The organism is Bacillus cereus group sp. MYBK15-3 (assembly GCF_051916765.1).
Lineage (GTDB): Bacteria > Bacillota > Bacilli > Bacillales > Bacillaceae_G > Bacillus_A > Bacillus_A cereus.
Genome location: NZ_JBQAHG010000001.1, coordinates 324,649 through 338,579 on the forward strand (window position 1 = coordinate 324,649; position 13,931 = coordinate 338,579).

Here is a 13,931-nt window from a genome sequence, read left to right on the forward strand (position 1 = left end):
AATTTTATTAGTTGATATCCTTTATTGCTCCATAGTCTTATAAAGCTTTTGTAGGTAACGCCAACGAGTAATAAAGAAATATAAAACTTGTATACATATAAATGAAATTAAAATAAAAATCGAGCTATTTAAAATAGAAAAACTAACTAATTGTTGCAGTGCCGTATACGCTACTACAGTATGAATCACCGCAACAGCAATTGGTAAGAAGAACATTAATAATAACTGTCTCGTTACAACTTTTTTTAACTCTTGTTTACTTAATCCCATTTTCGAAATCATTTTATATTGTTGTTGATCACGGTCCAAATCAGTGTATAATCGGAAATAAATAAAACTAGCAGCAAATGTAAAGAAAACGATTCCGACTAAAACACTTGCCATAAGTAATAAACCATTTTTTTGCTTTGCCTCCAACAAGTTTAATGTTAAAGCTCCAAAGTAGAAATCACTGTCCCTAAGATCTTTATCGAATATACTCTTTAATTGATTTGAAATCTCTTTCGTTCTTATCCAATCATCTACAACAAATCCGTAAGTACGATGTTGAATATCTTTATCCTCTGGATTACTCGTCAGAGGAATTTCATCATACACATGATCTTGAACAGCAATATAAATACTACTAGAATCATGTGGTAAAACTAAATTCTCTACAGTTTTCTTCACACGAAATGTCTTTGTCCAATCTCCTTGAATGACTTCAATATTTTTTTTATAGTCACCATTTTTAAATTCTTGCTTTTGTGACACCCTCCCAGGGATTAGTAAAATTTCATCTTCTTTTTCAATCGTTTCATGTTGGTACCCGAGTGCTCTCGTAAGTTCGTTATATTCACTTAATTTCAATACATTTACGTTACTTTCTGTAAATTTACTTGAAGATGAAGCCATTCGATACGGAATATTTGCATCCAAGAGGTGTTTTTTTATAATAGAGAGATGTTTATCTACCAATTTGTTGTTTTCAGAGCTTTCATACAGAAATGTATATGGGTTTGTCATCCACACTAAATTTCTATTACCAATAGCAGCTGTTGTACCAATAGCTGTAAATGCAACTGCTGAAATAATAGATACAATAAAAAACATCGTTGCATTATCTTTCATACGGTAAATTAATTCAGAAAACGTTAATATATTTGTTCTTTTTAAAAAGAAAGATTCTCTCCTTTTAGCAAGATGTAATATATAAACGCTACACTGTGTATATAAAAAGTACGTTCCTACAATTACTAGTAGGACACCCATTCCGAGCGTAGTAAAACTGGAACTTGAAATAAAGCGAAATACTGAGAAATATCCATATCCTATACTAATTAAAGAAAGCAGTGATAATAAAATCGAAGATTTCGGTTCAGGTTTTGGTTTTTCCTCTGCTCGAATAAGTTCCACAAGTTCCGTTATTTTTACCATTTTAAATGTAAATAGTGAAACAATGAAAAATAAGAAAAGAAAAGTGATAACTGTTAATAATACAGCCTTCACTGGTGTATAAAAAGGCAAACCATTATTAATCATTAATACACTTGCGCTTATCAATAAGACTAGTTTAGAAAATATGAGTCCAATGAAAATCCCTATACAAATTGAACCAAGTCCAATCAACATATTTTCAATTAATAATAATTTCTTAAACTGTCTCATTGACATACCTTGCATCATTAATATGCCAAATTCTTTCTTACGAGTTTTTAAAAATGAACTAACTGAATATAGAATAAAGAAAAATGAAAATACAAAAATCAAACCTTGCGAAATTGTAAATCCCATCGTACCATATGCACTCATTGTTGCACTTGTTGATTTTAATTCCCCTTGTAAATCAGGATGAAATAATAAAAGAGCATACGTAAAGAAAACCATAATAGAAAATGTACTACTTAAAAAATGGGCAGCATATGTACGCTTATTACGAAAAATATTATTAAATGCGAACTGACGAAAAGTCATGCCTTTTCCCTCCTAACAAAGAAAGAACATCCATAATCTTTTGATAAAAGGCTTGTCTGCTTTCACCACAATAAATTTCGTTATATAGTTGACCATCTTTAATAAATACTACTCTACTGCAAAAACTCGCAGCATACGGATCATGTGTAACTAACATCATCGTTGCTTTTTCTTCTTTATTAAGAGTATCAAGCATCTCCATTACATCATTTGAAGATTTAGAGTCCAAGTTCCCTGTTGGTTCATCTGCAAGTAATAATTGCGGCTTATGAACGATCGCACGAGCGATTGCTGTTCTTTGAGCTTGTCCCCCTGATATTTCAAACGTTCTTTTATTCAATATATCTGTAATATTTAACTTCTCTGCAATCTCTTCCAATCGCTTGTTCATTTCTTGCACGGAAACACCATCTAAAGTCATCGGCAATACGATGTTTTCTTTTACAGTAAGTGTGCTAAGAAGATTAAATGATTGAAAAACAAATCCTAATTGTTTTCTGCGGAATAACGCTAATTCTTCTGATGATAATTGAAAAGGATTTGTGCCATTAATAAATATTTCTCCCGATGATGGAGAATCAATAGTAGATACCATATTCAATAACGTTGTTTTTCCGCTACCTGATGGACCCATAATTCCTACAAATTCACCTTCTTGAATTGATAAATCAATATCTACTAATGCTTTATAAGGTACTTTCCCTTTATATACTTTACTAATACTTTTTGCATGTAAAATTTCCATGTATATTCTCCCTTCATTTCCACTGCTCACTATAAAGTGTAAATGAATTGTCTTACAGCTCATATTGATTCATCTTTCATTTACCTTACACGCTTGTAAGATTTCTGAAAAAACTGACAACATAATTATTTCAAACTAAAATTAACGCATAACTATCTTATAATAATTGTATAGTAGTAGGAAATATAATGTATAATAAATCTTTATTATATAAATGAGAAAAGACCGATTGCTATCGGTCTTTTACTACCAAACGTTATATTTTTATCCACTCAGATTTTCTCAATATATAATGATTATATATTTGATTTTCTATCCTCTGTTGGCTCTTATAAATAAACCCGCATTTTTCAATAACTTTATTTGATGCTACATTTTTAATTAAAGCAATTGCGTTAAGGACATTTAAATTTGTTTCTTTAAAAAAAAGTCAATTAAACCTTTAGTCGCTTTTGTAGCATAGCCATGATTTTGATGTTCATTTGAGATAGCATACATTATCTCTCTGTTTGGTGAAGGGAGTTCTTCTTTCATACCTGTGCAGCACCATCCAATGAGTTCATTTGTAGCTTTCTTAAATATTCCTAGCTTTAACATATGATTATCTATGTTATTCGTAGTTTTCACTGCATCAAGAAATACTTTGTTTGCTGGTATTTCATAATCTGCAATCCAATCCACCCTTTGTTCTTTCGTTGATTTCCAGTCTGGTAAAAATTTTGCTATTTCCGGTTGATTTGCTATTTTATAAATACTCTCTGCATCTTTGACCGTAAATTCTTGCAAGTATATATCTCCACAATCTATTTTAAATAACTTAGTGAATCTCTCTTCTCCCATGTTAATCCCCCTTACTTACGTTATAGCTCTTTAATCTGCTTCGTAAGTTCCATAAACCGTTCATCCAGTGCTTTATATTCTTTGTCTTTAGAAGTTAAAAAGCTTAATTTCCCTAATACTTCTTGTCTCTCTGTTTCTAACGTTAAACGTAGCTCTTCAATATCATCTCTTGTTTTAGTAGGTTCTTCTAGCTGCTTTTGTATCGTATTGTTTGAAAACACGAGTTTTGTGTTAGTTGTTTTCTCCAGAAAATATCGATCGTGAGATACAATTACTAATGTTCCGTTATACTCAGCTAATGTATTTTCAAGTTGTTCACGTGAAGGTAGATCCAAGTGATTCGTCGGTTCGTCTAAAATGAGTACATCTTTTTCATCTAAAATATAAGCCATTAGCTTACACTTTACTCTTTCTCCCATACTCATATGCTCAATCGGCTCTTTCCATTGAGACGCTTGGAATCCTAAATGTTTCATTAAATTTTGGACTTTTCCTCTTTCTTCAAACGTCTCTTTAAAAAATAAATTTTCTGGTGTTTTATCAAGCGGTAAATCAAAAACTTCTTGTGTTAAATAGCCGATGTTTGCAGATGGTGAAATCCATATTTCTCCTTCAGCAGTTTCCGTTCCCATAATCATCTTCAGTAATGTTGTTTTCCCACTACCGTTTGGTCCAACAATCGCAACTTTCTCACCGTGCTGAATTGTAAAATTAACGTTTTCAAATAATACTTTCCCATGAAAGTCTTTTTTTAATTGCTTCACTTCTAAAAAGCGTTTTCCTACTTTTTTGTTCGCTTGAATAGAAAACTCAACTGAATACTCTTCTTTCACACGTTCTACTTTCGTTTTCTCCAGCTCTTTTTCGAGTCGTTTTCGTTTTGACTTCACTTGTGCATCCATTCGCTTCGCTTTTACACGATAGAATTCTTTCACACCTTCTTGTTTTGTAGACTGCGCGTGTGCCTTTTGTGACCATGAACTCAATTCTTTTATATGTGTTTCTACTTGTTCTATCTTTTTTTGCTGCTTTTCATATTCACGCTGCTGCGTCTTTCTTTTATGCTCACGTGCTTTCATGTAGCTCGTATAATTACCACTATGCTCAATTAATTTTTTGTCCTCAATTGACCATATTTTTGTTGCGACAACATCTAAAAAATATCGATCATGTGATACAACGATAACTGTACCTTTCATGTTTTTTATTTGTTTAATGAGAAATCCCGTACTGATCTCATCTAAATGATTTGTCGGTTCGTCTAATATTAAGACATTAGGATTTTCAGCAAATCCTTTTGCTAATCGAATTTTCAGCTTTTCACCACCACTTAAAGTATGAAAATCGTTCGTTGGCACGCCCCATTTCGCAAGAAGTTCTGCTTCTTTTGCAATTACATCATTATTAATAAAAGATTCTATTTCTTGCTCAACATATGCGGTTGTCATATTCATTTGCTGCCATTCAACAATCCCTTTTGAAGGCTCAATCTTTCCATTTATTAATTGAAGTAACGTTGATTTACCAGCACCGTTTTTACCAATTAATCCGATAACATCCCCTTGTTTTACTGTCACATTAATTTTCTCTAACAACATATTTTCTTTTATTTCAACATAAACATCATTTAATTTTAATAGTTCTTTCATAATACCGATCCCTTTCATTAAGGGAGAATTAAAAAATCCTCCCAAATAAATTTGGCAGGATTAGTCGTTAAAATATTTACACCCAAATAAGCTATTACGTAACATAAATAGCAATACCGTTCTATGGAAATTGGGCAGACTAATCCTATTTTTTAGAAATTGAAATTTATTGAATTTCAACATTTAAAAATAAGATTAGTTAATCATCGTCCACCCATCATTCCTTTCTGTCATTAATAACCATATTGTACCATGATAATACTGTATGCGTAAATATTATTATTTGTACTTCAAAAGCAATTATTTTTCTTCAAGTTTATTTTTACAATTTCATGTGCTCATATCTTTAATTTTTACTAATTTGTATCATTTATTCATATGAAAACTTTTTAAAAAATACAAAACAAGGCTAAAAAACTTATCTCCAACGTTCTTTAGCCTTGATCACTTTTTACACATTAAAAAATATTACTCGTACTACCGTACCTTTATCAACTTCTGAATGGATTTCTACACTATGTCCTAATTGCTTCGTAATTTCATATACGAGATATAGCCCCATTCCTGTTGATTCTTTAAAATCTCTACCGTTTTCTCCTGTAAAGAAAGGTTTGAAGACTCTTGGTAAATCTTGCTTCGGTATACCTACGCCATTATCAGCAATTTCAAGTATAACGGTATTACCTTCCTTACAAGCTTTCACTTTAATCTTTTCTCTACTACCTGATGAATATTTAATCGCATTCGATAGTATTTGCCCAATTAAAAATTGTAACCATTTCGCATCACTTTCTACAGTAATGTCCTTATCAATTTCAAGCTCTGGATATACAAAATTCCGGATAAAGAACCGTTTATGCTCATGTACCGAATCATTCACTATTTTATGTAGTTGTACTCTTTCTACATAAAAATCTTGTGTAAATGCTTCTAAACGTGCGACATACAGAGCCATTTCTAATCCCTTTTTTAATCGATCAGTTTCCTCATTTATACTTTCAAAACGTGAATCTACTTCATCCTGTGTAATTAATTCTATTACAGATAAAGGTGTTTTCATTTGATGAATCCACTGATTCATAAAGGTTAAATGGTCATTATTTTTTCTCTCTTGCATTTGCAGCTGATTTTGATAATGTCGATATTGCACCTCAAGTAGTTCTTGAAGAGCAGCCGATACAGCTGCAAAATCAGATTTTTGAACAGATTCATCCAAAGATTGCATCGGGTTTGCTAAGCGCTCATAAAAAGAACGATGTGTAAAATAACGAAACACTAAATAACTTCCCATAAAGAAAATACCTAGAAACATTGCATATAACGCCGTTGTAATATGATTATGCCCATCAAACCAATATACGAGAAATATAGCTAGTAGTTGAATTATAGTAAAGCAAATAAGTGGTATATGATCACGTATAAACAATCTTATCATTTTTCTATACCAGTATCCCAAGTAATATGCAATCTATATCCAACACTACGAATCGTTTCAATCGCACCTTCTATATGTAACGTTTGTAACTTTTTACGCACACGTGTTGTATTTACACTTAATGTATTATCATCAACATAAGATTCACTATCCCATAATTTATTAAGTAACACTTCTCTACTCACAACACGCGGATAATTTTTCATTAATGTCTCTAATAAAATAGCTTCGTTTCTCGTTATATCAATCTCTTCGTTTCTAAGTTTCAATACAAGTCTTTCAGGATATAAACAAAGGCCTTGTTGCTCAATCATTCGCTCTTCTAGTTTCGGTGCATAATCTCCATATGCACGTCTTAAATGACTACGAATTTTCGCCACTACAACTTCATAATGAAAAGGCTTCGGAATAAAATCATCGCCACCATTTTCTAACGCCATAACTTGATCCATCGTACCTTCACGAGCCGAAATGAATAATATCGGACATGTAGAAACACCGCGAATTTGACGACACCAAAAGTACCCATCAAAACTCGGTAAATTAATATCTAATAAAACTAACTCTGGTTGTTCATCTAAAAAAATGTCTAATACATTTTGAAAGTCCGATACAATAACTCCTTGATAACCATATTTCGCAACATGTGTTGATAATAGTTCTGCAATTTTCATATCGTCTTCTACAATCATAATTTTGACCATTATTGAACTCCTTTTTAATCCACAATCTCAAATATACTTATATAAAATAAATACTACCTCTTTTCACAAAATCCGTAAATTAAAAAAGGATGCTTTTATACAAAAGCATCCTTTTTCGTCCCTTATCTATTTAATATGAAATTTACTAAAAGTAAATCCTAGTTTCTCCACATAATCCATCCCTAATTCCATACGCGCCGTTTTCAACGGATCCACAACTTGGCAAACTTTTAAATTACCTGCTGCCGATAATAAAAGAGTTGCATCAGCTTTAGACATTGCTAATTCTTCATGTAAAAATGTCACCATATTATGTACAGCACGACTTGCTGCATCATCTAACAATTTCTCTGAAGCAATCGTCATCATTTTTTCTTTTTGAATAGCCATTGGTAACGGCCATTTCTTTTCTTTTATAATTTGAACTGTTACCGTTACCTCACCAGCAACCTCTACACCACTAACACCAATTTCACCATCACCCATTGCTGCGTGTAAATCACCTAACGCTAATAGTGCTCCTGGGACATTAACTGGTAGTAGTAATTTTGTTCCTTCTTTAATTTCTTTACAGTCCATATTCCCGCCGTGATCATGCGGTGTGCCACATGAAATGCTCTCTTCTTTCGGTGCAGTACCAATTACCCCAATCATTGGATTAATCGGGATTTGTAGTTCACTTGAAAACAAAACATGTTCATTATGTATTGGGACAATTTTCACTGTATTTTCATTTAACTCATCCCCTATTACACCAAGGTTTGCACCTGTAGTTAAAACGCCCTGCTCTGCAATTTTAATCTTTTCAATCGTTACGGCTAATATATCGCCAGGTTCTGCTCCTTTAACATATACAGGTCCAGTCGCTGGATTAATTCGATTCCAATCTAATTCTTGAAACACAACATCTTCAGAATCGATTTGATTTTCAAAGCAATCATATGTTTCAAATACAAGACTGCTCCCAATTTCCACTTCCATACAAGGCTTATTTTCTGGTGACATTGAGTAAATGATATGGTCTTTATGAATTCGATACATAATACCTCTCCCTTTTATATTTATCTACTATTACTAATTAGCTCTTTTTATACAAGCTCCTCTTAAAATTAAATGTTATTTTTATGTAAAAAAGCACGCAGATTGTTTTATAACATACACTCTTTACTATAACAGAAAGGTGGTATCACTATGCCCCTTATTCCATACAACGAAAGTGATGTTGATTTACTAGCTCGTTTAATTCGTGCTGAAGCTGAAGGCGAAGGCCGCCAAGGTGAGGAGTTAGTTGGATGCGTTGTAGTAAACCGTGTATTTTGTGATTGCTTAGATTTTAAACAACTCCGTACCGTACGAGACGCTGTATATCAAAGCCCCGGCGGATTTGAAGCAGTACAATATGGATATTTTTATCAACGTGCTCGTGAATCAGAAAAAGAAATCGCACGAAAAGTTTTACAAGGTGAATGGCACTGGCCTGCACGATGGGCTCTTTGGTATTTCCGTCCAGTTGGAGCTTGTCCACCTGAATGGTATAATCAGCCATTTGTAGGACAGTTTAAAAGCCATTGTTTTTATGAACCAAGTGGTGATGAATGTCCGAAAATGTATTCACGCTAGCAAAATTTGAAACGCAAGTACTTAGATGTCTAAGTACTTGCGTTTCTTTTAGCTTTATTTTAGAAATCTAGTAATGAGATGAATTTTTCGATGCCCACCACATGTATTAATAACGATATACGTGGGCCACTAGACTGATTCATAATGAGCTTATAAATAATAATAAATAATTGTTTTTGATTTTCTTTCATTATTTTTTTATTGTCATGATGGCAAATCGAATACAATTGCTCCATTAAGTTAGAGTAATCTTTGTTAGAACGAAGTATATTGCAAACTTTTACTAACCATTCTTTCTGTCTTTCATCTAATGTGTTGTAAAACTCTGTATTTCTCTCTCGATTTACCGCAATTAATTTTTCAGATTGAAAGTTTTTTATCCAATACTCTGCGCGGTTACATATCGCTATCATAGCATCTAATGTATAACTTCTATCTATTTTTTCTAATGTATCTTGTAAAATAGATGAATCAAAATTTAATAGCGGTAACGTTCCTGCTACTTGATTAAATCTCGGATATTCTTTAAACTGCCTATCAACTTTAGAGAGTTTAATTGCATCAAATAAATCTTCATTTTTGAGCGTTTTATTTTCATAGCTATCTTTCAATCGTTCATACTCTGTATAATTACGAATCACATCTTCATCCAACCCAATATGAAAAGCAGCGCCTGGTTTGTATTTGGCAAACATAAAGAGAATTACTTCTGGTATATACACTTTCAATAAATCGCTTGGTGTAATGCTATTCCCTGAAGAACTAGACATTTTTTCATGATTCCCTTTAATACCAATGAAATCGTAAGCAACGTAATGAGGCGCTTCACGATTGAATATTTTCCTTGCAATTTCTTTTGATACATTATAACTACCCGTTTCTGATGAATGATCTCTTCCACCCGGTTCAAAAATAACATCCTCTATCATCCATCTCATCGGCCAATCGATTTTCCAGTTTAGTTTCATTTTATTTGTATTTAATACGGATAATTCTTTTTCATTTCCGCATTCACATTCATACCGGACTGTTTTTAATACTTCATCAAAATGTGTAATAGTTGTTGTATCTTTTCCACACCTCTCACAATATAATGTAGCTGGATAAAAATTGTTTCGCTCTTCTTCACTACACTCTCCAGTTTTAAAATCCATTAAAATATCATATATTTCTTTTCGTTTATACAAAGCCTCTAAAATATTTTTGTTATACCTTCCACTTCTATATTCATCATGTTGATAAATAAATTCTACTTCAATTCCAAATGCTTGAAGCGATGTTTCAAACTCTTTTTCAAAATGCTCCGCATACGAGTTATGACATCCAGACGGATCTGGAATATCACAGTATGGCATACCAATATACTTTGCAAAAGATGGATCAATATTTTTTGGAACTTTTCTAAATCGATCATAATCATCCCACGAAAATATAAAACGAGTCTTTTTCCCTAAACCTTGAAGTGCTCTTACTACGAAATAAGTCGTTACGATTTCACGAAAGTTCCCAATATGAACAGAACCTGAAGGACTAATTCCAGATGCACAAACAAACGTTTCTTTATTTGGATGTTTCCTAATTAATTCATGTGCTACTTCATACGCCCAATGCATTTATTGCTCACCTCAATTATTTTTTGTTTTCGTATTCTCAGTTTTATGCAATAAAAAAACTCCCACCCCCAAGATTATTCATCTTGAGGACGAGAGTTGTTAGCTTCGCGGTACCACCTCAGTTTGTTAATATGTCACCATATTAACCTCTTCAGGTACGGCAAAATATGCTTATACCCTATCTCTATAACGGGAGAACCCGTCGCACCATCCCTAAATAAATTAGTTCCTTGCGCAGCTCCAAGTCTTTTTTCGTTAAGATGTATACCGCTCTTTCTCAGCTACCAGAGCTCTCTGTACGTATTCTTTCTTAACTACTCTTCTCTTCCATGCCATTTTAAATATTAGTTTTTTAATATGATAATTTATAACAATTTTATTGTCAAACTTTTCTGAATCAAAAACATATAATTACCTAAAAAAATTCTTTATCGCTTCTAATTGAATTTTATGACTACACTCATCACAACAATATGCCCCGTTTGGTTTTTCTTTAAATCGCTTATATTTTTCACTGCCTTCGTAAACACGAAATATATTCTTACAAGAAAAGCAAACAATCTCATAAAACATCATATGCATTTTCCTCTCCTTGTTTATACACTTTTTTAATCACTTGTGAGAAGGTCATTTTTCTACAGAATAAATTTTAATATCCTTTGACTAAAAGGTTTACCTCTATTCTTATCGAATTATATTAATATCTTATAACGCGAGGTGAACATCTTGTTCAGTAATATAGAATTAGTTTTAGATGCTAAAGCAAGTTTAGCTGAAGGACCATGTTGGAATGAAAAAAAGCAACTTTTATATTGGGTTGATATTATGGAGAGAAAATTATGCATCTACAATCCTACCGCTAATACGAACCGAGTAATTGCACTCAATCAACAAATTGGCTGTGTTGTTCCATATTTAGAGGATGTACTACTCTTAGCTATGGAAAAAGGCTTTTATTCTATTAATGTAAATACCGAAAAACTGACACATATTTTTGACCCTGAACCACATTTAATAGAAAATCGTTTCAATGATGGAAAATGTGATCCAGCTGGTCGTTTCTGGGCAGGTTCTACAGATACATACGGTATGAATGCTGCAGGTTCCTTGTATTGTTTACATCATAATTTAAGTGTAGAGAAAAAAGTTTCACATGTAAATACATCAAATGGAATTGCTTGGTCACCTGATCATACATACTTTTACTTTATAGATACACCTACTAAAAAAGTGGTTCGCTATCAATATAATATACGTACTGGAGACATTCATAATCCAATTGATGTAATCATTTTCTCTGAAAATGATGGTCTACCTGATGGTATGACAATTGACGAAGAAGGTTGTTTATGGATTGCACATTGGGGAGGTTCAAAAATAACTAGATGGCATCCCTCTACTGGAGAACAAATATTAAGCATTCCAATTCCTGCGTTATATGTTACATCATGTACATTTGGTGGGCCTAATTTAAAAGATTTATATGTTACAACAGCCAGAACAAGAATGACAGATGACGAATTAAAAGAGTATCCACATGCTGGTGGTATTTTTCGAATTCAAACAAATATAAAAGGTTGTCCTACATATGAATTTTGCAATAAAAATATTGGGGCTGAAACAATATGAACCGTATCGATTACATAAGACAAGAAGAAAAGAAATATCACGACCTTTGCTATGAACAATATAAACTATTTGAAATTGGCTCTTGGCTGTACAAACCGGTTAAAACAGTTATGGACTTGATGGATCACTTTGAAGGACAAAACAACTTGCAAGTACTTGATCTTGGCTCTGGCGTCGGTAGAAATAGCATTCCAATTGCACAAAAATTAAGAAATACTAGCGGCACTGTTACATGTGTTGATTTACTTAATTCCGCTTTAACAAAGCTACAAACTTATAGTAAAGAACATGATGTATTCGAGGTTATAAAAACAGAACAAGCAGCAATTGAAAACTATCATATTGACTCTAACGCTTATGATTATATCGTTGCAGTATCAAGTTTAGAGCATGTTAAATCAAAAGAAGATTTTAAAAAAGTGCTCCATTCTATGAAACAAGGGACAAAAAACGGCGGTATTAATTGTTTGATTATTAACTCTAACATACAAGAAATTGATTTAAAAACGAATGAAGAATTAGAAGCTTTAATTGAAATTAATCTCCCAACTGATGAAATGATACATCTATTAAAAAGTATTTATAAAGGATGGAAAGAAGTAAAAGTTGAAATAAAAGAATTAGCTTATAATATAGTTCGTAATGAAAGACACATTCAATTAAAAACAAATGCTATAACGTTTGTAGTTCAGAAATAATCGTATAATAAAGATATGGTTATTTCTCTCAGATTTATTTTTATTGCACGAAATTTGCAAGTATAAATATTTATGAAACAAAAAAATAAAAGAGCACTTGTTTCCGCAAGTACTCTTTTGGGGATTTTGAGATACCCTATTAACGAAAGTTAAGGTTACTTAAAGTTAAAAGGTATTTATATTATATGCTTGTCCTTTTTATTTGTGCATAATCAATATATAAACATCTTTAATCATTCTTAATAACTTTTAGTTATCGTTCTTTCTTACATTTTATCATTAAGAAATTGATTGAAGGTTTATTTACTATGTTCTTATTTGGTTCATCAATTTCTGAAACTTGTACTAATCCATATTGATTAAAATCTTTTTTTATAGATTGAGAATCATAGAAGAACATTTTTACACCTTCCATTATCTCATAATAATCTTTATCCAACTGTTTTCCTTTTCCGTACATGGGAGCTTTTTTAGAAACAGTTGTAAAAACCATATATCCGCCTGGTTTTAACTGATTATAACAATCTTCAATAAATTTCTCTCTTTCCTGTCCATTCAACAAATGAAGAAGTGCATGACTAAATATCCCATCATACAGTTTATTATCAAAAGGCATTTCGTTTACTGAACCGTGATACATACTAACATCTTCTAGTCCGTTTTCTCTTGCTAAATCGATCGCTGTTTTCGAAATTTCAATACCCGTTACATTTATACTATTTTCGATAAATACCTTTGCGTTTCTACCATATCCAATACCGGGAACTAATATGTCCTTAATGTTCTTTTCTAGAAAAAAATCTTTTGTCAAAATTGCAGATTCTGTAGGTTCAAATCCCCACATTGTTTGTTTCTCAATAAAACTTGATTCCCAAAATTCCATTTTATTTTTATCTCCTTATTCTTATCTCATGTTTAATATCACATGAAAGACCTATTCATTTTAACGCTGCTTTTTTCACCACAGTCACTATAGCTCCATTGAATATAGCATATTAATAAGCCTATATCTAATTTAAAGATTGGCTGAATATCTATTCTAAAT

At 32.2% G+C, this 13,931-nt stretch carries 12 protein-coding genes, 1 pseudogene and 1 other annotated feature; of the genes and pseudogenes, 3 read left to right on the forward strand and 10 right to left on the reverse strand.

Annotated elements, in window-relative coordinates:
- Positions 1-21 precede the first annotated feature (21 nt).
- The 7 genes and pseudogenes from ACTFR8_RS01775 to ACTFR8_RS01805 form a co-directional block, all read right to left on the reverse strand.
- Positions 22-1,953, reverse strand: a complete 1,932-nt coding sequence (locus ACTFR8_RS01775) for an ABC transporter permease (protein WP_000144183.1) — start codon at positions 1,951-1,953, stop codon at positions 22-24.
- Complete coding sequence (locus ACTFR8_RS01780) at positions 1,928-2,698, reverse strand: ABC transporter ATP-binding protein (RefSeq protein WP_000404277.1); 771 nt, start codon at positions 2,696-2,698, stop codon at positions 1,928-1,930. The genes ACTFR8_RS01775 and ACTFR8_RS01780 overlap by 26 nt, the downstream gene beginning before the upstream one ends.
- Before the next feature lie 256 nt (positions 2,699-2,954).
- Positions 2,955-3,538, reverse strand: a pseudogene (locus tag ACTFR8_RS01785) (GNAT family N-acetyltransferase).
- A 20-nt stretch (positions 3,539-3,558) separates the two neighbouring features.
- A complete protein-coding gene (gene abc-f / locus ACTFR8_RS01790; protein ID WP_252210002.1) occupies positions 3,559-5,187 on the reverse strand; it encodes a ribosomal protection-like ABC-F family protein in 1,629 nt (542 codons plus the stop codon).
- Positions 5,188-5,638: 451 nt separating this feature from the next.
- Positions 5,639-6,622 carry a sensor histidine kinase gene (locus ACTFR8_RS01795; RefSeq protein ID WP_030025701.1) on the reverse strand — a complete coding sequence of 328 codons (984 nt, stop codon included), beginning with the start codon at positions 6,620-6,622 and terminating at the stop codon, positions 5,639-5,641.
- Positions 6,619-7,326, reverse strand: a complete 708-nt coding sequence (locus tag ACTFR8_RS01800; RefSeq protein WP_000238990.1) for a response regulator transcription factor — start codon at positions 7,324-7,326, stop codon at positions 6,619-6,621. The genes ACTFR8_RS01795 and ACTFR8_RS01800 overlap by 4 nt, the downstream gene beginning before the upstream one ends.
- A gap of 126 nt (positions 7,327-7,452) precedes the next feature.
- Complete coding sequence (locus ACTFR8_RS01805) at positions 7,453-8,367, reverse strand: acetamidase/formamidase family protein (RefSeq protein ID WP_252210000.1); 915 nt, start codon at positions 8,365-8,367, stop codon at positions 7,453-7,455.
- Between the two features lie 150 nt (positions 8,368-8,517).
- Here ACTFR8_RS01805 and ACTFR8_RS01810 point away from each other — a divergent pair, with 150 nt between their 5' ends.
- The gene (locus ACTFR8_RS01810) at positions 8,518-8,946 is read left to right on the forward strand and encodes a cell wall hydrolase (RefSeq protein ID WP_252209999.1); all 429 of its coding nucleotides are present in this window, start codon (positions 8,518-8,520) and stop codon (positions 8,944-8,946) included.
- A gap of 59 nt (positions 8,947-9,005) precedes the next feature.
- On the opposite strand, the gene lysS is transcribed toward ACTFR8_RS01810, so the two are convergent.
- Positions 9,006-10,559 carry a lysine--tRNA ligase gene (lysS, locus tag ACTFR8_RS01815; RefSeq protein WP_047386161.1) on the reverse strand — a complete coding sequence of 518 codons (1,554 nt, stop codon included), beginning with the start codon at positions 10,557-10,559 and terminating at the stop codon, positions 9,006-9,008.
- Between the two features lie 82 nt (positions 10,560-10,641).
- Positions 10,642-10,898 (reverse strand) — a binding site (T-box leader).
- A 72-nt stretch (positions 10,899-10,970) separates the two neighbouring features.
- Positions 10,971-11,141, reverse strand: coding sequence for a DUF2197 domain-containing protein (locus tag ACTFR8_RS01820; RefSeq protein ID WP_000551047.1), 171 nt, complete (start codon positions 11,139-11,141; stop codon positions 10,971-10,973).
- 144 nt (positions 11,142-11,285) lie between these two features.
- Between ACTFR8_RS01820 and ACTFR8_RS01825 the strand changes: the two genes are divergently transcribed.
- Complete coding sequence (locus ACTFR8_RS01825) at positions 11,286-12,188, forward strand: SMP-30/gluconolactonase/LRE family protein (protein ID WP_000492421.1); 903 nt, start codon at positions 11,286-11,288, stop codon at positions 12,186-12,188.
- Positions 12,185-12,886 carry a class I SAM-dependent methyltransferase gene (locus ACTFR8_RS01830; protein ID WP_001079460.1) on the forward strand — a complete coding sequence of 234 codons (702 nt, stop codon included), beginning with the start codon at positions 12,185-12,187 and terminating at the stop codon, positions 12,884-12,886. The genes ACTFR8_RS01825 and ACTFR8_RS01830 overlap by 4 nt, the downstream gene beginning before the upstream one ends.
- Positions 12,887-13,139: 253 nt before the next feature.
- Here the strand turns inward: ACTFR8_RS01830 and ACTFR8_RS01835 are convergent, their stop codons facing one another.
- Complete coding sequence (locus ACTFR8_RS01835; RefSeq protein ID WP_252209998.1) at positions 13,140-13,769, reverse strand: class I SAM-dependent methyltransferase; 630 nt, start codon at positions 13,767-13,769, stop codon at positions 13,140-13,142.
- Positions 13,770-13,931 lie beyond the last annotated feature (162 nt).